The 19,872-nt window shown below is 58.6% G+C and carries 22 protein-coding genes; 12 read left to right on the top strand and 10 right to left on the bottom strand.

Translation table 11 applies throughout. The features are described from left to right. Nucleotides 1–55 precede the first annotated feature (55 nt). From K3756_RS14175 to K3756_RS14185, 3 genes are read left to right on the top strand one after another with little or no spacing between them, the layout of a single operon-like run. Nucleotides 56–868, top strand: a complete 813-nt coding sequence (locus K3756_RS14175; RefSeq protein ID WP_259988475.1) for an isocitrate lyase/phosphoenolpyruvate mutase family protein — start codon at nt 56–58, stop codon at nt 866–868. Between the two features lie 52 nt (nt 869–920). Beyond that, nucleotides 921–1,106: a pyridoxamine 5'-phosphate oxidase family protein gene (locus K3756_RS14180; protein WP_259988477.1), complete on the top strand. Its 186-nt coding sequence runs from the start codon at nt 921–923 to the stop codon at nt 1,104–1,106. Nucleotides 1,107–1,136: 30 nt separating this feature from the next. Beyond that, entirely contained in the window at nt 1,137–1,472 is a 336-nt protein-coding gene (locus K3756_RS14185) for a hypothetical protein (protein ID WP_259988479.1), read from the top strand. Between the two features lie 34 nt (nt 1,473–1,506). On the opposite strand, the gene K3756_RS19635 is transcribed toward K3756_RS14185, so the two are convergent. Continuing rightward, nucleotides 1,507–1,698, bottom strand: coding sequence for a hypothetical protein (locus K3756_RS19635; RefSeq protein WP_409202402.1), 192 nt, complete (start codon nt 1,696–1,698; stop codon nt 1,507–1,509). A gap of 56 nt (nt 1,699–1,754) precedes the next feature. Here K3756_RS19635 and K3756_RS14190 point away from each other — a divergent pair, with 56 nt between their 5' ends. Then, nucleotides 1,755–2,168, top strand: coding sequence for a cytochrome c (locus tag K3756_RS14190; protein WP_259988481.1), 414 nt, complete (start codon nt 1,755–1,757; stop codon nt 2,166–2,168). Nucleotides 2,169–2,246: 78 nt separating this feature from the next. Here the strand turns inward: K3756_RS14190 and K3756_RS14195 are convergent, their stop codons facing one another. The 5 genes from K3756_RS14195 to K3756_RS14215 all read right to left on the bottom strand — a co-directional run bounded on the left by K3756_RS14195 (nt 2,247) and on the right by K3756_RS14215 (nt 4,491). Further along, nucleotides 2,247–2,564: a TraR/DksA family transcriptional regulator gene (locus K3756_RS14195; RefSeq protein ID WP_259988483.1), complete on the bottom strand. Its 318-nt coding sequence runs from the start codon at nt 2,562–2,564 to the stop codon at nt 2,247–2,249. Between the two features lie 88 nt (nt 2,565–2,652). After that, nucleotides 2,653–3,087, bottom strand: a complete 435-nt coding sequence (locus tag K3756_RS14200) for a DUF6691 family protein (RefSeq protein WP_259988485.1) — start codon at nt 3,085–3,087, stop codon at nt 2,653–2,655. Nucleotides 3,088–3,090: 3 nt separating this feature from the next. Continuing rightward, a complete protein-coding gene (locus K3756_RS14205) occupies nt 3,091–3,522 on the bottom strand; it encodes a YeeE/YedE family protein (RefSeq protein WP_259988487.1) in 432 nt (143 codons plus the stop codon). Nucleotides 3,523–3,526: 4 nt separating this feature from the next. Further along, nucleotides 3,527–3,739, bottom strand: a complete 213-nt coding sequence (locus K3756_RS14210; protein WP_259988489.1) for a DUF2892 domain-containing protein — start codon at nt 3,737–3,739, stop codon at nt 3,527–3,529. 83 nt (nt 3,740–3,822) lie between these two features. Beyond that, nucleotides 3,823–4,491, bottom strand: coding sequence for a Crp/Fnr family transcriptional regulator (locus K3756_RS14215; protein WP_259988491.1), 669 nt, complete (start codon nt 4,489–4,491; stop codon nt 3,823–3,825). Nucleotides 4,492–4,787: 296 nt separating this feature from the next. Between K3756_RS14215 and K3756_RS14220 the strand changes: the two genes are divergently transcribed. Genes K3756_RS14220 through K3756_RS14235 form a run of 4 tightly spaced genes read left to right on the top strand, consistent with a single transcriptional unit; the run spans nt 4,788 to nt 10,730 of the window. Beyond that, nucleotides 4,788–5,495: an ABC transporter ATP-binding protein gene (locus K3756_RS14220; protein WP_259988493.1), complete on the top strand. Its 708-nt coding sequence runs from the start codon at nt 4,788–4,790 to the stop codon at nt 5,493–5,495. 6 nt (nt 5,496–5,501) lie between these two features. Then, nucleotides 5,502–7,865 (top strand): ABC transporter permease, encoded by a 2,364-nt coding sequence (locus K3756_RS14225; protein ID WP_259988494.1) that lies wholly within the window; start codon nt 5,502–5,504, stop codon nt 7,863–7,865. A 4-nt stretch (nt 7,866–7,869) separates the two neighbouring features. Then, nucleotides 7,870–9,081: an efflux RND transporter periplasmic adaptor subunit gene (locus K3756_RS14230; protein WP_259988496.1), complete on the top strand. Its 1,212-nt coding sequence runs from the start codon at nt 7,870–7,872 to the stop codon at nt 9,079–9,081. Continuing rightward, complete coding sequence (locus tag K3756_RS14235) at nt 9,078–10,730, top strand: alpha/beta hydrolase (protein ID WP_259988499.1); 1,653 nt, start codon at nt 9,078–9,080, stop codon at nt 10,728–10,730. The genes K3756_RS14230 and K3756_RS14235 overlap by 4 nt, the downstream gene beginning before the upstream one ends. A gap of 2 nt (nt 10,731–10,732) precedes the next feature. On the opposite strand, the gene K3756_RS14240 is transcribed toward K3756_RS14235, so the two are convergent. Further along, on the bottom strand, nt 10,733–11,071 hold the full coding sequence (locus K3756_RS14240) for a phasin family protein (protein ID WP_259988501.1): 339 nt from the start codon (nt 11,069–11,071) through the stop codon (nt 10,733–10,735). A gap of 132 nt (nt 11,072–11,203) precedes the next feature. Between K3756_RS14240 and K3756_RS14245 the strand changes: the two genes are divergently transcribed. Then, nucleotides 11,204–13,774, top strand: a complete 2,571-nt coding sequence (locus K3756_RS14245; protein WP_259988502.1) for an HAD-IC family P-type ATPase — start codon at nt 11,204–11,206, stop codon at nt 13,772–13,774. On the opposite strand, the gene K3756_RS14250 is transcribed toward K3756_RS14245, so the two are convergent. Then, nucleotides 13,759–14,763, bottom strand: a complete 1,005-nt coding sequence (locus K3756_RS14250) for a sodium:calcium antiporter (protein WP_259988503.1) — start codon at nt 14,761–14,763, stop codon at nt 13,759–13,761. The two genes, K3756_RS14245 and K3756_RS14250, sit on opposite strands and share 16 nt — an antisense overlap. A gap of 113 nt (nt 14,764–14,876) precedes the next feature. Here K3756_RS14250 and K3756_RS14255 point away from each other — a divergent pair, with 113 nt between their 5' ends. Both K3756_RS14255 and K3756_RS14260 read left to right on the top strand, forming a co-directional pair. Next, nucleotides 14,877–15,593 (top strand): VIT1/CCC1 transporter family protein, encoded by a 717-nt coding sequence (locus K3756_RS14255; protein ID WP_259988505.1) that lies wholly within the window; start codon nt 14,877–14,879, stop codon nt 15,591–15,593. A 68-nt stretch (nt 15,594–15,661) separates the two neighbouring features. Next, complete coding sequence (locus tag K3756_RS14260; protein WP_259988507.1) at nt 15,662–16,792, top strand: site-2 protease family protein; 1,131 nt, start codon at nt 15,662–15,664, stop codon at nt 16,790–16,792. 97 nt (nt 16,793–16,889) lie between these two features. Here K3756_RS14260 and K3756_RS14265 read toward each other — a convergent pair whose 3' ends face one another. Then, a complete protein-coding gene (locus K3756_RS14265; RefSeq protein WP_259988509.1) occupies nt 16,890–17,336 on the bottom strand; it encodes a universal stress protein in 447 nt (148 codons plus the stop codon). A 239-nt stretch (nt 17,337–17,575) separates the two neighbouring features. On the opposite strand from K3756_RS14265, the gene K3756_RS14270 reads away from it, so the two are divergent. After that, nucleotides 17,576–19,126, top strand: coding sequence for a PAS domain S-box protein (locus K3756_RS14270; RefSeq protein WP_259988511.1), 1,551 nt, complete (start codon nt 17,576–17,578; stop codon nt 19,124–19,126). On the opposite strand, the gene K3756_RS14275 is transcribed toward K3756_RS14270, so the two are convergent. Continuing rightward, complete coding sequence (locus K3756_RS14275; RefSeq protein ID WP_259988513.1) at nt 19,084–19,863, bottom strand: response regulator; 780 nt, start codon at nt 19,861–19,863, stop codon at nt 19,084–19,086. The genes K3756_RS14270 and K3756_RS14275 overlap by 43 nt on opposite strands. Nucleotides 19,864–19,872 lie beyond the last annotated feature (9 nt).

Below are 19,872 nucleotides of genomic sequence, written 5' to 3' on the forward strand. Positions count from 1 at the left end.
CAGCAGTACGGTGCTAGGATTACAACTGCCAATCCCAGAAAAGAGGACCCCGCGCATGCCGCATCCATTCCGAGACCTGCACGTTCCCGGTCGCCCGTTCATACTTGCGAATGCCTGGGACAAAGGGACCGCCCGTCTTTTTGCCGCGCTTGGCGCACAGGCACTGGCGACATCGTCGGGCGCACACGCTTTTTCGTTGGGTCGGTCCGATCTGGGCACGATTACACGCGATGAAGCACTGGCGCATGCGCAAACAATCGTATCGGCGACGTCCCTGCCCGTCTCGGGCGATTTCGAGAACGGGTTCGGGGACGCGCCCGATGCCCTGGAAGAAACGGTCCGACTGTCCGCAGAGATCGGGCTGGCGGGCATTTCGATCGAGGACATCTCATTTCCCGGCGTCCAGCACTACACATTCGACCTTGCCGTTGAGCGCATCAAGGCGGCAAGTGCCGCCGCACGGGCGCTGCCGAATGATTTTGTCCTTGTCGCGCGTGCGGACGGTTTCATGCATGGCCTTTACGATCTTGATGAAAGCATCCGTCGTATTCAGGCCTTTGAAAAAGCGGGCGCAGACTGCGTATATGTGCCCTATCTGCAGGATCTCGAAACAGTCACCAGGGTCTGTCGAAGCGTGTCCATACCGGTGAATGTCGGGATCAGCACGGTTGAACATCTGTCCTTGAAAGACTTCGCGACCGCCGGAGCGGCGCGTATTTCGCTGGGAATGGCGATGGCGACGGCCGCTTATACCGCATTGCACCAGCTTTCCAGCAACATGTTCGGGGAAGGTGACTTCGCTCAACTGGGTGAAAGTTTGCCATACGAAATACTGGATGACTGCATAGCCAAGGGGCGCGCGATGTAATGCGCCAGGCCGCTGGCGTGCCCACAGCAATGATAGATAGGAGGATCGTCCCATGGGGATCAAGACCGACAAACTGAACCCGTCGTTTCGGACATTTATCGAAGACCAGCCATTGTTCTTTGTGGCGACCGCGGCGCCGGAGGGGCGGGTCAACCTGTCTCCGAAAGGGCTCGATACGTTGCGGATTCTATCCGACCAAAAGATTGTTTGGCTCAGCCTGACCGGAAGCGGGAATTAAACGGCGGCCCATATCCGCCAGAACCCGCGCATGACGCTGATGTTTTGCGCATTCTTGGGCGACCCCTTGATCCTGCGCACCTATGGGAATGCAACTGTCGTCCACCCCCGCGATGAGGAATGGAAAGAACTGGCATCACTGTTTCCCGACCATGCGGGCGCACGCAATATCTTCACGCTTGAAATTGATCTGGTCACGACGTCCTGTGGCACTGGCGTCCCCGAGATGGCGGTCGTGCGCAGCCGTGGTGAAACTGATCTGGAACCGTGGTACGCGGATATGGGCGAACGTGCGGTAGAGGCGTTCTGGGAAAAGAAGAATACGGTCAGTCTGGACGGGCAGCCCACCGGAATTTTCGAAAGCTGACCTTCGCCATCGTTTCAGGTACGGTACGAAAGTGTTAATGCGGGTGACATGCGCGTGTCCGCACAGGTCCGAACATATTGGCGTGGTGATTTAGTCCTTTCGCCAAAAATCGAACCGATGCCCGTCGACGGGGGGCACGCCGTGCCGTTTGCAACCCGCGCTGCGACGGGAATGGTTTCGGCTGATGCCCCGCTAAAAGCTTGATCAAGATCAATGTGCGACGCATGCACTCATGTCAGGAAGATCGGACAGAGTATGCGCCCCGCAGGAGAATAAGCCATCATGTCCCCCCAGATTATCGCCAGCCTATGTGCCGTGGTCCTTTGTCTTAGCGCGTGCGCGGCAACGTCCAACAGGCCGGAGGACGCAAGCAAGCGCGGAAGGCTCATTTATGCCAAGGAATGCGCGCAATGCCATGGATTAGCCGGAGAAGGCGGCGGGCCTGCGTCGCTGGGGCTGGGCGGACCCGCACCTGATCTTGTCGGTTTGAGCCAGCGCAATGACGGCTTTTTCCCGAGGGAATTCGTCAGCCGGTTTGTAATGGGGTCTTTGGAAAAAGATGACCCAGACGCCGCCATGCCCGAATTCGCCAAACAAGGGCTGCGCCATGTCTATCCTGACGGGGGCGCCGATGGCGAAGTGCTGGAAGCCGATTTCGAGGCGCTGCTGGATTATCTCGCTTCAATTCAGAACTGAACCGGTCCGACCCCGCCCTCACCGTCTCTTTTCCACCGCACACCAATCGCATCCTCTTGCGGTCTGGTCTGGCGCGGATCACCGTGCGCAGGTTTTGCACAGCGCGGCATAAGGTACGGCATCAAGCCGTGCTTCGGATATCGGATGGCCGCACTTTTGGCATATGCCAAAGCTGCCGTCCTTGATGCGTTTGAGCGCCTGCGTCAGCAATCGGGTTTCTTTTTGCGCCGCTACTCCCAGACCCTCGAGTACCTCGTCATCTTCGATGTCGATAGCCTGTTCATTCAGCTCCGCGGATTTTGGATGGCCCAACTCCTCGTCGACGTCGTGAATCCGGGTATCGAGCTCCGCGAGGCGGGCTTGAATAATCTGTTTGTAGCGTTTGAGATCGGGCATGAGGCTGTCCTTCCTGTTGGGTTGGGCCCACCCTAGAACGATGCCTCCAGAACAGAATTGATCCTTGTCAAAACCGGGAATGCGGGACCTATTGCGCCACCTTCGGCGCGGGCATTCGCGACAGCGCCAAGCGCGCCAGCATCATTCCGGCGATCAGCGCGGCAACAAAAACACCAACTTGCGGATTGAACGTTCCCAAGGCCGGCAGTGCACCACCCGGACAGAAACCGGCAATGCCCCAACCGACCCCAAAAACCGCAGCACCGCCAAGCAGTCGCCTGTCGAGGGTACGGTTCTGCGGCACATCGAACGTTTGCCCGAATACCGGTTTGGGACGCTGCAAAACAATGCGGTATCCGATGAAGGTCGTGACGACAGCGCCGCCCATCACAAAGGCAAGGCTTGGGTCCCACGTCCCTGCGACATCGAAAAAATTTATCACTTTTGCAGGGTTGGCCATGCCGGACAGCACGATGCCCGTGCCGAAGGTGACCCCGATGAGAAACGTAAGAAACAAGCGCATTTGTCAGCCCCCCCATACATGCCGAAGAAGAAAAACGGTCAGCCCGGTTGCCGCCATGAATGTCGCCGTCGCCACGAAGGACCGCGGCGACAAACGCGCCATGCCACAAACGCCGTGGCCGGACGTGCAGCCGGAGCCAACCGTCACGCCGATGCCGACAAGCAGCCCACCCAGTATCAGCATCGTGGTCGAGGCCGGCACGGTGATGGGCGGAAACTGTCCCGCAACGAGCAAGTAAACCCACGGGCCGACAAACATGCCCGCAAGCAGCGCAACACGCCAACCCCAATCGGCAAGGCCTGTCGGCATGATCGCCCCTGCGAGGATACCGGTAGCGCCCATGATACGTCCACGCAGATACATCAGGCAAACCGCGGCCAGACCGATCAGCGTTCCGCCCGCCAAGGAGGCAAAGGGTGTGAATTCGGTTTCCATATGATCAGATCTTGCAGGTTGAAATGCCAAGAACGCGGTAGAGCGGGCAAAATCTGAAGACTGCTGTAACGAACAGGATCAGGCCCACTGCCATACTGCCATAGGCGAGCGCAGCGTTGGACCAGATGGCAGGCACGTTCAACATAGGTGCGCCAAACAGGACGATGCCAAGGACGGCCCGTATCAGGCGATCGAAACTTCCGAGATTTGCGCGCATCGTCTTTCTCCTTGCCACTGCGTTAGTGCAAGTGTGCCCTGCAAGCGGAAGACAGTCTGTGATCTTGTCACACGGCCGCGCGATCAGGGCGAATTTGCCAACCGTTCGATGGCGGGGACGTCGCGCAATTCGATCTGGCCCCTGCTCAGGTTCAGCCAACCGCGCCGTTCGAACTCCTTGAGCTGTCTTGAAATGACCTCGCGTGCGGTGCCCAGTTCGATCGCAAGCTGCTGGTGGGTCAGATGCAACATGCCGGCATCGTCCTGAAGGTCGAGCAATCGCTGGGCCACACGAATATCCATCCGCCGAAACGCGATCTCTTCGATGACCATAAAGAGATCGGTAATGCGCTTTGAATAGGCTTCGAAAACAAAGGCCCGAAACTCTTTGGAGGCTGCCATCATCTGGTCGAATGCGTCACGCGGGATCAGGATTGCCTCTATATCCGTTTCGGCGATGCCCTCGGCAGAATAGTCCTCGAAAGCCAGAATGCATGCGGTTGTCAGAACACAGCTTTCGCCCGCGTGTATCCTGTACAAAACGATTTCGCGTCCTGCTTCGGATAGCTGCTGCACCCGCACGGTTCCCGACACCATCAACAGCAGGTTTTCCGCCGGCTTGCCCGGACCGAAGATCAGGGTTCCCTGTTCAAATCGGGCATTGCGCGCGTTTTGATCCAGAATATCCGAAACCGTGGGGGACAAACCGCCAAGTCCGGGAAAACGCTCACGCCATGTCGGAGTTTTCAGCATAGGTCACATCCTGCTTTTCGCGTTCACTATCGTGGTTCGTATCGCCCGCCCTTTGATCTCTATCAAGCGACAACGTCAATTCGGCGTTTCGCGGGCCGTGCTATGGGCGGCACGGGCAAGACGGAAATTCACCAAGCCGGTCGATGTCACCGGCGCCCTCACGCGCTTTAGATGCAAGTCTTTTTTCTGGATTTAAAGAAGGCGTAAACGTCCACTGCCCTGCCCGGCGCCAAATTGATGTCGCTCAATCGCGGCGGTGTTATCCGCGCTAGTACCCGAAGCAGCAGGAGAATGCCGTGCCGGATATCATTTTCAGAACCGAGGGGATTACAAAGGTCTATGAGACCGGAACGGTCAAGGTCTATGCCTTGGCCGGTGTTGATCTGGCGCTCTATAAAGGAGAGCTGACAGTTCTCTTGGGGCCTTCGGGCAGCGGAAAGTCAACACTCCTCAACATTCTGGGGGGGCTGGATCACGCAACCGACGGCCGCGTCTGGTTCGACACTACCGAACTGACGCATATGTCGGATCGCGGTTTGACTCGGTACCGCCGCGATCACGTCGGGTTCGTTTTTCAATTCTACAATCTGGTGCCGAGCCTGACTGCGCGTGAAAACGTGCAGCTTGTGACGGATGTATCACCAGATCCCATGCCCGCGGAAGAAGCGCTCGATCTGGTGGGCCTGGGCAAGCGGATGGACCATTTTCCGTCGGAGATGTCGGGCGGTGAACAGCAGCGTGTCGCAATCGCACGCGCGATCGCGAAGCGGCCACAGATCCTGTTGTGTGACGAACCGACAGGCGCGCTTGACAGCACGACGGGCGTGAAGGTGCTCGAGGTCCTGCGTGACATCAACGAGCGCTTCGGCACGACAACGGTCGTCATTACGCACAACGCCGAAATACGGCGCATGGCGCATCGCGTGATCTTTTTTCAGGACGGCAAGATCAGCGAAACACAGGTCAATGAGACCCAGTTGGCACCGTCCGAGATTGTTTGGTGACGCATCATGCAAGCCATTGATCAAAAACTTCTGCGGGATTTCAGGCGTCTGTGGATACAGGTGTTTGCGATTGCAATGGTGCTGGCGTGTGGCGTCGCGATCCTTTTAACCTCCGTCGGGATGTACAAGGCGCTTTCGGAAACCCGAACCGCCTATTACGAACGCAACCGCTTTGCCGATATCTTTGCACATGCGACGCGTGCGCCGCTGTCCTTGCTGCCCGAGATCGAACGCATGAACGGTGTGCTTGGCGCAGAGGCGCGGATTGCCGAATACGCCATTCTGGACATTGATGGATATCCGCGCACGGCCGTGGGCCATATCATATCGCTACCGAAAACATCGGCGCCGATCCTGAATGTCCCAATCCTCGTGACCGGTCGGTATCCGGACCCTGCAAGTACGCATGAGGTTCTGGTCAACGCCCCTTTTGCCGCAGCGCACGGTTTTACCATCGGTGACAGGTTCAGCGCGAACCTGAAGGGACGGCAACGCGCGTTTGTCATCGTGGGAACCGTCCTATCTCCCGAATTCATTTACACGATCGGACCCGGTGCATTGATGCCCGATGACGCGGCATTCGCCATCGTATGGATGGCCGAAAGGGCGGCGGCGGCTGCGTTCGACATGACCGGCGCGTTCAATGACGTTTCGCTCTCGCTCCTGCCCGGGGTACAACCGGAACCGGTGATCGACGCGCTTGATACACTGCTCGCACCCTACGGCGGACAGGGCGCTTACGGGCGGGATCTGCAGACATCGGACGCGTTTCTGGACGCCGAGATCAATCAGCTCAGAGGCATGTCGATCATCCTGCCGCCCATCTTCTTCGGCATCGCAGCTTTTCTGGTCAGCATGGTGATGAGCCGGATCATCACGCTCGAACGCAGCGAGATCGGGCTTCTCAAGGCACTCGGCTATTCAAATGTGGAAATCTGCCTTCACTACCTGATGCTTGCCGGATTGATCGCAATTGTCGGCGTCGGGATCGGGTGGATCGCAGGCACGCTGATGGCGCGGTCGACCGCGGCGCAATATGCGGATTTTTTCAATTTTCCCTATGTGATTTTCCATGTGTCCTATTGGGTTTACGCTCTTGCGGGAATCGCGGGGCTGGCCACCACAAGTATCGGGGCGGCACAGGCCGCGTTGAAAGCGGCGCGGCTTGCACCTGCAATCGCAATGCAGCCGCCGGCCCCACCGCGCTTCAAAAGGTCGTACATCGACGATGCGATGGCGCGGATGCGCCTTGCGCAAACCACGGTGATGATCCTGCGTTCCCTGCTGCGCTGGCCCTTGCGGAGCTTTCTGACATCACTCGGGCTCGCGCTTGCGGTGGCGTCGGTCATCGCCGCGACTTTCATCAACGACGCGCTGGACGAGATTGTCGATCTGGCGTTCTACCAGACCAATCGGCAGGACGCGATGCTCCTGTTTTCCGAAGATATTCCGCAGGTCGCAATCGAGGACGTGCGCAATCTGCCCGGCGTGCTGCAGGCGGAAGGGCAGCAGTTTCACGCGGCCACCCTGCGTCACGGCCATCTGAGCAAGCGCGTCGCAGTCGAAGCGCGACGCCCCGACACCGACCTGAGCAGGGTTCTGGATGCGAAGGGCCAGCAGGTGAATGTGCCCGCAGGCGGTATCGTTCTGTCCAGACGGCTTGCATCGCATCTGGCTATCGAACCGGGGGAGACCGTCGAGATCGCGTTTCTCACCGGCCGCCGGGAAACACACGATGTCACCGTGACGGATCTGGTGGACCTGCATTTCGGGCTTGGTGCCTATATGGACTTCGAAGCGTTGAACACCCTGTTTCGACAGGCGCCGCGCGTGTCGACGGTCAATATTACGCTGGACGCTAACGCGCTGGATGCGCTGCACGATGTCATCAAGCAAACGCCGCAAATCACGGGGATCGTTGAAATGAACGAAAACCGTCGGTCGTTTCAGGAGACAATCGAGGAAAACATCGTGGTGATGAACACGATCTATATCGCGGTTGCGGTCCTGATTACCGTGGGCGTCACCTATAACGCCGCACGCATCCAGCTATCGGAACGCGCCCGCGAGTTGGCCAGCCTTCGGATACTGGGGTTCGGGCGGGGCGATGTCTCCTATATCCTGATCGGTGAGATGATGCTGATCGCGCTGATCGCACAGCCTTTTGGCTGGGGCATAGGGGCGTACATCGCGCATCTGATGAGCACCAATTTCACCTCCGACCTCTACGAAATTCCGCTGGTGCTCAAACCGGCGACATTCACGTTTGCCAGTCTCGTCGTGCTGGGCGCCGCCCTTATGTCTGTTCTGGTCGTGCGTCGCCGCCTTGACCGGCTCGATCTGGTTTCTGTCATGAAAACGAGGGAATAATCCGATGGCCTATTCAAACCGCACGCTTGTCCTTTTCGGCACCGGCTTTGCACTGATTGCCGGGCTGTCCTTCATCAGCTTTCGTACCGATCCGGTGCCGGTCGATCTGGCGGTGGTGACACAAGGTCCGATGCAGGTCACAATAAACGCGGACGGCAAGACCCAGGTGCGCGATCTGTTCGAAGTCGCCGCACCCGTTTCCGGCACCGCGCTGCGGTCTCCTGTGGCAGAGGGCGACCGCGTGGTGGCAGGGGAAACAGTTGTTGCGGTCGTCCAACCCGCATCGGTCGCCTTTCTCGATGCCCGCTCACAAATGCAGGCCGAAGCCGCGTTGCGCGAAGCCGAAGCCGCCCGGCACGTGGCACAGGCTGATCTGAAGCAGGCGGAGGAAACGGCCCGATTTGCGCAGTCGCAGTTTGCCCGCACGCAGGCTTTGCTGAACCGCGGCGTGACATCTGTCACGCGGATGGAGGACGACAGCCAGCGCCTTGCGGTCGCGGAAGCCGCGATTGCTGCAGCGCAGGCGCGTATCGAAATGGCCGACGGGACCATCGAACGTGCCCGCGCCACCCTGCTGACGCCCGATCCGGGCAATACGCAGGCCGATGCGTGCTGCGTACGGATCGTGGCCCCCGGTGACGGCGTGGTGTTATCGGTCACGGCAATAAGCGAACGGCCCGTTGTCACGGGAGCGCCCCTGCTCAGCATTGGAAATCCGTCACAGCTAGAGCTTGTGGCAGACATACTGTCAAAAGATGCCGTGCGACTATCGCCCGGTGCCCTGGCATATGTCGACCGGTGGGGAGGAGACCGTCCACTTGAAGCGCGGCTGGTTCGTATCGATCCCAAGGCAATCACCAAAGTATCCGCGCTGGGAATTGAAGAGCAGCGTGTCGATGCCACTTTCGATCTCGTGACGCCCATCGAAGAACGTCCGGGGCTGGGCGACGGTTTTGCGGTCTTTTTGCGCATCGTTGAATGGCAGGCCGACGATGTCCTGCAAGTGCCCCTGAGCACGGTGTTTCGCGAGAACGAGGATTGGGCCGTATTTGTCGAGATCGACGGCGTTGCAGAAAAGCGCGCCGTCACACTGGGGCGGCGCAACGATACGACGGTCGAAGTCATCAGCGGGCTGCTCGTCGGCGAAAAGGTTGTCGCCCATCCGAGCGATGAGATAGCCGCCGGTGCCGCATTGATCGAAAGATCGGCATTATGAAGGACACAGGCGAAAAGATACCGGGCCTTGATACATATTGGCACGCGGCACTCGGCCAATTCACACACGGTCTGTCACCCTCTGCGCTTGCGACCGCCTATACGGATTGGGCGCTACATTTGTTGGGCTCCCCGCAAAAGCAGGCCGAATTGGCACGGCTTGCAATGTCGAATGCAGTCGGGTTGGAGGACCGGCAAGACAAACGGTTTGCCGACCCTGCATGGTCTCAGTTTCCGTTCAAAGGGTATGCGCAGAGCTTCTTGGCGGTGCAGACATGGTGGGATGCGGCGACGAAGGATCTCGCTGGGGTGGAGCCCAGACACACCCAGATTGTCAACTTCGCCGCCCGTCAATGGCTTGACCTCTTCTCGCCCGCCAACTTCGCGATGACCAACCCCAAGGTGATCAGAAAGGCGCAGGAAACGGGCGGACAGAGCCTCGTGCAAGGTGCACGGTACTGGATCGAGGACTTTAACCGGGTTCTGACAAAGCAGCCGCGCAAACCCTCCGGGTTTGCAGTTGGCAAGCAGCTCGCCACCACCCCGGGCGATGTCGTGATGCGCAACCGGCTCGTAGAATTGATCCGCTACCGCCCGACAACAGAAAAGCTGTACCCCGAGCCCATCTTGATCGTGCCCGCATGGATCATGAAATACTATATCCTTGATTTGACGGCACAGCGGTCCCTTGTCGCGTACCTGCGCGATCAGGGTTTCGAGGTCTTTATCCTTTCGTGGGTAAATCCCGGCGCCGAAGACGCCGAATTGTCGATACAGGATTATGTCGATCTGGGCGTGCGCGCGGCCATCGCCCGGATCAGGGAAATGGGACACGAACGCCTGCATGCCGCAGGTTACTGTCTGGGTGGCACGTTGCTTGCCATCGTGGCGGCAGCCTTGGCCCGCGATGCGGACGACAGTCTTGCCAGCATCAGCCTGCTTGCCGCTCAGGTGGATTTTTCGGAGCCGGGTGAGCTGGGGTTGTTCATCAACGAAAGCCAGGTCGCCTTTCTGGAGGATATCATGTCGACGCGCGGGTATCTCAGGGCGGATCAGATGGCCGGTGCCTTTCAGCTCTTGCGGTCGAACGACCTGATATGGAGCAGGGTCATCCGGCATTATCTGCTGGGGGAACGGACCCCGGACAACCCTTTGCTGGCGTGGAATGCCGATACCACGCGGATGCCGGCCCGGATGCATGCGCAGTATTTACGCCAGCTTTTTCTGGAGAACGATCTGGCCAAGGGTCGTTTCAAGGTCGACGGGAGAGCTGTAGCGCTGAGTGACGTGAGACAGGACATCTACTGCGTGGCGACCGAAACCGACCACGTCTCACCATGGATATCGGTCTATCGATTGTCATTGCTGACCGACACGGATGTGACATTCGTATTGACGAACGGCGGGCATAACGGGGGCATCCTGTCGGAGCCGGGGCACAGCGGTCGGCATTATCGCTTTGGACACAAGACCGAAGGTGACAAGCACGAAGCAGCTGCCCGCTGGATCGACAATCACCCGCCCAGCGATGGGTCATGGTGGGAACACTGGGTCCATTGGCTGTCACACCGAAGCAGCCCGATGGTTCGGACCAAATGCGACCCCTCGGTTTCCCTCGGGGCCGCACCTGGTGGCTACGTCTTCGGCTGACGTCAGGCTTTTTTGTCGGAAGACGTGAACGCTTTGGTCCCCATTTCGACCAATTTGCCCGTCTCCGCCTGATACTGGTCGAGAGCCTTTTGCATGAATTGCCCTTGAATATGCTGCAGGTCAGCCACGTTCTTGCAGTGCAGGATTTCGTGCTGTGTCTTTACATCTTCCTTGATGCGCTCGGCCACGAACCCCGCGACTTCGGCACTCATTGCGCTCATCGCTTCGAGCCATGCAGTCCCGATCCCCAGCAGGTTTCCCATCCCCGCCTCCTGAAGCTGCGACACAGCATCGAACGTTGCATTGACGGGATCTTCCTTGTTCGGCGTCGTTTCGGCCATTCTGAATGCTCCTGATCTGTGACGTTACCGGCAGATACTAGACCTGCCCGGACAAGCCGCTTTGACATTGCTCAATCCGGCACCGCGCTTTCGCAAGATACCAAGGCAAGAAATGCGTCGATGAGGTGTCTGATGTCCGAAACTGCTCGCCTGACCGGCCTGACAGAGCAAGAGGTCGCGAAGGCCCGTGAAACATTCGGGGCCAACACATTGCCCTCGCCTGAACAGGCGGGTCCGCTGTCGATCGTTGTGCGGCAGTTCAAGAGCCTGCTGGTGCTGATCCTTTTTGGCGCGGCGATCGTAGCGCTCGCCCTTGGCGAAATGATCGACGCCGCGACCATAGCGGTGGTCGTCGTGTTGAATGCGGCGTTGGGATTTGTTCAGGAATGGAAGGCCGAAACCGCGCTTGCCGCTTTGCGCAAATTGCTCTCGCCACAAGCGATGGTTTTGCGCGACGGGCAGGAACAGCTCATCCCGGCGCAGGATATCGTGCCGGGCGATATGCTGGTCTTGTCGCCCGGCGTGAAAATCGTCGCAGACGCCATGCTGGTGCGCGCCGTAAACGTGAGTGTTGACGAAAGCATTCTGACGGGCGAATCCCTGCCGGTTTCGAAGGGAATGACCGAAGGTGATCGGCTTGTTTACGCCGGAACCTCGGTGATCGAAGGGCGGGCTTTTGCACGGGTCACGGCGATTGGCGGCATGACCGAATTCGGCAAGATCGCACATCTGACGGGGTCCGTCGGGGCAAAGACCACGAACCTCCAGCACAAGCTCGGACACCTCGCCCGCCAGCTGGGACTGGCGGCTGTTCTGGTGGCTGGCGGCGTTGCGGTGCTCGGCCTGGCAATGGGGCGCAATACGACCGAGATGGTCATGACCGGCCTATCGCTCGCCGTGGCGATGGTACCCGAAGGTCTGCCTGCTGTGGTGACGATCACGCTTGCGTTGGGCGCCACTGCGATGGTCAGACAAAAGGCATTGGTTCGCAAGTTGCAGGCGGTCGAAACGCTGGGCGCGGCATCAGTGATCTGCACCGACAAAACGGGTACGTTGACCGAGAACAAGATGACGGCGACGCGCATCTGGACGCTGGCGCGTGCGTATGACGTCACCGGAACCGGTTACGACCCCGCAGGCCAGATCGAGACAGAAGGCGCGCGTGTCCGGGCTGCGGATGATCCTGTGTTGGCCGCATTGCTGCGCGTTTGCCTGTCGTGCACGCATGCACGTCTGATCGAGAACGAAAATGGCTGGCAAACTGTCGGGGCGCCCACCGAAGGGGCCCTGCTCACGCTGGGCCATAAGGGCTGGGACGCTGCGCCGGAACCGAAAGAACCGATTGCGGAAATCCCCTTTAACAGCGCGCGCAAACGCATGAGCGTCCTGCAACGGTTCGGCGAGCAACTCGAGGTCCTGACCAAAGGGGCGCCGGAACAGGTGTTGGAAATCTGTACCCAAGTCATGACGCCGGACGGGCCGCGACCCCTTTGCGAAGACGAAACGATGGCCATTGAAAAGGCCTACACGCGGCTCGCGCGGGAGGGCCTGCGTGTCATGGCGTTTGCCATGGGTGCGGCGCGGAGCGCGCACATCGAAGAGCGCGATCTTACGTTTCTCGGGCTTGTCGGAATGATCGATCCGCCACGGGGTGAAGTGCGCGATGCCATCGGCATGGCGCGTTCGGCAGGGATCCGGGTCATCATGATCACCGGTGACAGCCCCGTTACCGCAGAAGCAATTGCCCGGCAGCTTTCGCTCGATATCACGACACGGATCACTGGCCCCGACCTCGCGATGATGGACGAAAAAATCCTCGCGGGTGCACTCAAGACCGATCCACTTTTTGCACGCACAAAGCCGGATCAGAAAATGCGCATCGTGTCGGCGCTTCAGGCGCAAGGACAGATCGTGGCCATGACGGGCGACGGGGTGAACGATGCCCCTGCTCTCAGGAAGGCGGACATCGGTATCTCCATGGGCGTGCGCGGCACGGATGTCGCGCGGGACGCGTCTGATCTGGTACTTCTCGATGATAACTTCGCGACTATCGTACGCGCGATAAGCGAAGGGCGGCGCCAGTTTGCCAATGTCCAGAAATTCGTACGCTATTTGTTGTCCTCGAATGCAGGCGAAGTGATTGCCCTTGTCGTGAACATCGCCATTGGCGGGCCGCTGGTTTTTCTTGCCACCCAAATACTGTGGATGAACCTTGTCACGGATGGCGTGACTGCGGTGGCACTGGGTCTGGAGAAAGCCGAACCGGACCAGATGCAGCAGCCGCCGCGCGCCAAGCAAACCCCGATCCTCGGGAGAAGCGGTATTCTCACCATTTTGATGCTGGGGACCTATACGGGCCTTTCGAGCTTGTGGATCTTCTTCCATCTGCTCGACGCGGGAGTGGAGCTTGCCCGGACGACGGCCTTCACCGCGATGGTTCTTTTCGAGAAAATCAGCGTCTTCGCCTTCCGCTCATTGCGGCTGCCGGTCTGGCGGATCGGCTGGTTCAGCAATCCGTTTTTGCTGGCGGCACTGTGTCTGACGATCGGCGCGCAGATTGCCGCGGTGTATTGGCCCCCTCTGCAGACCCTTTTACGGACGGTCCCGATCGGGGTCTGGGAATGGTCGCTTATCGCGATGTTTGCGCTGCCGATCCTGATCGTACCGGAATTCTATAAGCTTCACCGCTACCGCGCGACATAATACGCGACCAGACTGCTGACGAAGGTCAAGAGCACGAGGATTGAATCCAGTCCGAACGCGCGGATACGGGGTTTGCGCCGCACGATCAGCCCAATGAGATATATCGCCGTCACCACCAGACCGAACGCCAAAGCGAGGCTGACCGTGCGCGATGTGTCTTGCAAGATCGCGCCACCGCGGAACAGGAGGTCTGCGGGAAATACCAGCACCAGCATGATGAGGTTGCTGCCAAAGATGTTGGATATTGCCATTGTGTAAGCGCCGATGCGCACTGCGGCGATGCTGGTGGTCAGTTCTGGCAAAGACGTGGCCGCTGCCAGAAGTGTGACGCCAACAAAGCCGGTACCGAGCCCCGATTGATCAGCGATACGCTCCGCAAAAAGAACCAGAAAAAGACCGAAAATCAGGATGGAAAGACAGGCCAACACAGCCTGGCGCAACAGCGCGCGGCTGTCCTTGTGCGCCAGACCGGTCGGCGCCGGAAACGAGAGCGGATCAGGGTCCGGCAGATCAACCGGTACCCAATCGCTGTTGCCATCGTACCGTCGCAGCAACCAGACCGCACCGGCATAGATGACGGCGATGCAGACACTTCCCAGACCGATACCGGCGACAACCATCATTTCGCCGAGGTTGACGATCACCAAAACGACCGAAAGCAGCAGAACCAGCAGGGTCGCTTCGAGCGCGTGGTTCGCTTTGCGCGGATAGTTCGTGATGGGACCACGTGCCCAGAAATCCGACATGGCAAGGATCGCGGTCTGCAGCGTGATCCCCCCAAACAGATTGCTGAGCACCAGATCGCGTTCCTGCGCGACTGCAGCGGACAATGTCGTTGCGACCTCGGGCAATGACGTTGCCAGCGAAAGGACAACCAATCCCATAAGGGATTTCGCCAGTCGAAATCGGTCCGCCAGTGCATCGGCAAGGTAAGCCAGCCGGGCACCTGCAATCCACACACAAGTGGCGCACAACACAAAAGCGATCATGCTTTGCGCTATTGAGGTCGATGGAAGCTCCATGCAGCCTGCCTACGCGGCAATGGTATGTCCGGTTTGATTTTGCTCAATGGCGGATTGTACCAGCCAGACATACTGCTGTGATGACACCCGAACACGGACACACCCCCGCTGAAATCGCCGAGCGTTTGACACAAGGACAACGGCAATCGCATCTCAAGGACTTTATCTACGGAGGGATCGATGGCGCCGTGACAACGTTTGCCATCGTCGCTGGTGTCGAGGGTGCAGGGCTGTCTCACGGTGTCATTGTCGCACTTGGTCTAGCCAATATTCTCGCCGACGGGTTTTCGATGGCGGCCAGTAACTACTCCGGCACGAAAGCCGAGCTTGACGATCGCAAACGGATTATCAAGATCGAACAGAACCACATCGCGCAACACCGCGCGGGTGAGCTGGAAGAACTGCGCCAGATCCTTCAGCAGCGCGGTCTTTCGGGCGAGGTGCTCGAGAAGGCCACACAGGAAATCGCGCGCAATGAGCGCAACTGGATCGACTTGATGCTCAGCTATGAATACGGTCTTGCCAGCGAAGAACCTGACCCAAGGGGGGCGGCCATCGCCACCTTTGCGGCTTTCATGGTCGCGGGCGCAGTGCCTCTCGTACCGTTTGTACTGGGCTTGCCGAACCCTTTCTTCATCTCGATCATCGCTACACTGCTGACCTTCTTCCTTATCGGTACCGGAAAAAGCCGATGGTCGCTCTCGCGATGGTGGCGCTCGGGGTTCGAAACCCTTCTGATCGGGGGGATTGCCGCGCTCATCGCCTACGGTGTCGGAGGGCTTTTTCATTCGGGTTGAACAGGTTTGCGCAATATCAATCTGCCGGGACGAGGCGGGCCTATGCTGGCCAGAAGGATGGGCCTGTGATGTTCTCGAATGCCGTAAAAATCTGTACGATTGATGACTTCGATATCAGGATCGACCCCAGTTGGCTCATCATTGCGTCATTGATAACGTGGAGCCTGTCGCAAAGCTATTTTCCCCGCACCGCTCCCGGTTTGAACGAAGTCACCTACCTGGTGATGGCGCTGGTTGCGATGCTTGGTCTATTTGCGTCCCTCATCGCTCACGAGCTTGCCCATTCGATCATTGCCCGTCGTCTCGGCGTTCCGATCAAGACAATCACGCTCTTCCTGTTTGGTGGCGTGGCCGAATTGGAAGCCGAGCCCACATCCGCCAAGGTCGAATTTCTAGTGGCGATTGCCGGACCCGTGATGTCGCTCCTGCTGGCAATTTTCATCTGGGCCCTGTCGGTGGGCACCATGATGGCCGGCGCTATCACGCCTTTCGCCGAAGTCCTGAGCTATCTGGCGTTGATCAATCTTGCCTTGGCACTGTTCAATATGATCCCCGCCTTTCCGCTGGATGGTGGGCGCATGTTGCGCGCATACCTTTGGCACCGACACGGAGATGCGTTGGCGGCAACGAGAACCGCAGCCAAATCCGGCAGCATCTTCGCCTACGCATTGATGATTGTGGGGATCATGTCTCTATTTCAGGGCGGCATCGTCGGCGGCATATGGTATTTATTGATCGGTGGGTTCGTCCTCATCGCCGCGCGGATCAGCTATGCCAACCAGCTTGCCAAGAGCGCGTTCCGAGGAAAAACCGCAGCGGACCTCATGCACCGCGCGCCTGTCACTGTTAGCCCCGGAGAAACGCTGCAGGATATGGTGGATGCGATCATGCTCGAACGTGGCATCAGCTTCCTTCCGGTCGTCGAAAACGAGGTACTACTGGGGCATATCGATTGGTCGGTGCTTGATCGGATTGATCGGGAGAACTGGGCGAATACACGGGTGGGCGATGTCTTCATAGGCTTGGGAGACGCCGCGATGGTCGCGCCGCAAATGCACGTCTCCGAACTGTTCAGGCTGATCCAGTCCACGGGCCGGCGCAAATTCATGGTCGTTCAGGATCATGCGCTTCTGGGCGTGATCACGCTTTCCGATCTGAGCAAGCACCTCGGCAAAGCATACCGGAACCACCCTTCATGATAAGGCGGGACTTCAGCATCACTGTGCGGCGCGGCCAACGAAAAACGGCCCGAGATTTCTCGGGCCGTTCGATACTCTGGACCGGCGACGTACTGGATCAGATGATCGAGAGACACGCGCATTTGGCAAGGTGGTTGATCCGCTGGGTGGTGCTGCCAAGGACGAGGCTCGAAATACCGCTGAGACCGCGCCGGCCGGTAATGATAAGATCGGCGTCGATTTCGTCAGCATAATTCAGAATTTCGGTAGCCGCGTCCCCGTGCGGCATTTGTGTTTCGACGTTCTCGAATGACCTGTCTTTCGCAATGGCCAGCGCGGTATCGAGCACTTTTTGCCCTGCTTTCTCGATCTCAGCAAAACTGGGTTTGGTGATGGCGGCGTGATATCCCGAGACCGCACCGACGACAAATGCCGCCGTTTCCGCATGCGGGACATGCATCAACGTGACTTTGCCGGAATAGAGCTTTGCGAGATCGAAGCCGACAGCAGCTGCCTTGTTTGCTTTTTCAGAGCCGTCGAGGCCAATGATGATACGTCTGAACATTAGGTCTTCCTTTCAAGCGCGGCAGCGCCGCTTTCAAATGACGATGAAATCGCCGAGGTGTCTTTCCACGTCCTTCGATGCGAGGTACGCCAAATCGGATGCACCGCCTTCATCAAAACCTCCCACCTTGATCGCGGACAAAGGTGGCACGCTTGCGACGAAGGAATTTGATGCAAATCAATTGGTTCTTGCGCGGATCCCTTCCCGTCGGCAGGTTACGAAGCAGGAGGCACGGACCGATGAACCCCTCGGAAGACAGCGCAGTTCTGCACGCGATCATGGATGCGGCCGTGGACGCGATGATCGTTTCCGACCAGGCGGGCACCATCCTGCGCGTGAATACGGCGGCGGCGGACCTGTTCGAATACGGTGCCGACGAAATGGTATCGCAAAGCGTAAACATCCTGATGCCCACCGCTCTTGCGGAACTGCACGACGAATTCATGGCAACGCATGTTCGCACCGGTGAGAGAAAGATCATCGGGATTGGTCGTGACGTTGAAGGTGTGCGCAAAGGCGGGAGCGTGTTTCCGCTCCACCTGTCGGTCGGGCGCGCCGAATATGCAGGCCAATATCTTTTCGTTGCAATCTTGCATGATCTGACCCATCGCAAAGCGACTGAGCAGGCGTTGGCGCGATCGCAACGGTTGGATGCGATCGGCCAAATGACCGGCGGCATCGCACATGATTTCAACAATCTGCTGACGGTGATCGTCGGCAATCTCGAGCTGCTTGAAATGCGCGCGCCCGATCCAAAGCAGGCACCACTGATCAAGGACGCGCTCGAAGCGGCAGAAATGGGCGCCGACCTGACCAGCCGCCTTTTGGTTTTCGCACGTCGCAGCAATCTCAAACCCGTACACACCGATCTGCGCGATCTGTGTCGCGATACGCTGAAGTTGCTCAAGCGGACGCTCGGCACGATGTACGAGGTGAAGACAGATTTTGCGGACCGGGTCGATCCCGTGATGGTCGATCCGGTACAGCTTCAATCGGCCTTGATGAACCTCGCCTTTAACGCGCGCGATGCGATGGAAAACGGTGGCGAATTGCTGGTATCGATCGCCAATGTCACCATCGATGACACCTACATGGCGCAGGAGACAGATATCGGGCCGGGAGACTATGTCCGCCTTTCGGTCAGCGACAACGGCGACGGGATGAGCCTTGAGGCGCAGCGTCGCGCCTTTGAGCCGTTTTTCACGACCAAATCACACCGTGGTGGCACGGGCTTGGGGCTTGCCATGGTTTACGGTTTCGTGCGCCAATCGGGCGGTCATGTCACGCTCTACAGCGAACTGGGATTGGGCAGCAGCTTTGCCCTCTATTTCCCCGCGGCCAGGCAGGAGCCATCTGATATCGAGCGTGAGGCCGACGGTCTGCATACCCCCCCTCGTGGAAGGGGCCAGACCGTTTTGGTCGTCGAAGACAATGCCCGCGTCCGCAAGCTGTCCATCGAACGCGTTCGCGATCTTGGCTATACGACGCTCGAAGCGGAAAACGGTGATGCGGCATACGCGCTTTTGCTATCAGGAACGCAGGTCGACGTTGTCTTTTCGGATCTCGTCATGCCGGGTGCATTGAACGGATTTGATCTTGCGAAACGGATCGCCAAGGAGTTTCCGGCGCTGAAAGTCCTGCTTACGTCCGGCTATGCAAGTGATGTCGTGACCGGCGCGATGGATGGTGATCACAGCTATAGTATCCTGCACAAACCCTACCGGCAGACGGAACTCGCCCAGCGTCTTTACGCGCTCTTGGCAGGCTCCTCCGACGGCTCGAGTACCTGAACATTGCAGGCAAAGGTGTACCCCATACCGCGCACCGTCTTGATCAGCTTGGGCTCCGATGGGTCACGTTCGATTTTCTTGCGCAATCGTGCGACCTGATTGTCGACGGTCCGGTCAAGCGGGCTCCACTCGATGCCGCCTGTCAGGTCCATCAACTGATCGCGCGTCAATACTCTTTTCGGTCGGGTCAGGAACACGTCAAGTAATTTGAAATCACCGCTGGTGAGTGCGCAGTCCGTGCCAGTCCGGTCGATCAGCTGGAATTCAGCGGGGATCACGGTCAACCCATCAAAGCAGTACCGTTTGCTTGTCGTGGGGCCATTGCATGCTTCCTGGTCCGATTGCTCGTTTGTCTGCGCCTCCTGCACCACTTGGGTGCGCCGCAACACGCTTCTGATGCGGGCCAGAACTTCGCGCACGTGGAAGGGTTTCGTGATGTAGTCATCCGCCCCCACCTCGAGCCCGACAACACGGTCGATCACATCATCCTTGCCCGTCACCATAATGATCGGAACGGCAGATTGTGCCCTGAGCTGTCGCGCAAGATCGATACCGTTTTCCGACCCGAGATTTATGTCCAGCGTGATCAGGCTGATCGAATGATCTTCAAGCGCCTGTAGTATCTCGGCCATGCTGGCCGCTTCAATCACGGCGAACCCTTCTCCCTCCAGCACATTGCGCAGCAAGGTCCGGATTTTCGCATCATCGTCTACAACAAGGATATGCGGATCGCTCATGTCATTCTC

The sequence above is a fragment of the Sulfitobacter sp. S190 genome (genome assembly GCF_025141935.1).
Classification (GTDB): Bacteria; Pseudomonadota; Alphaproteobacteria; order Rhodobacterales; family Rhodobacteraceae; genus Sulfitobacter.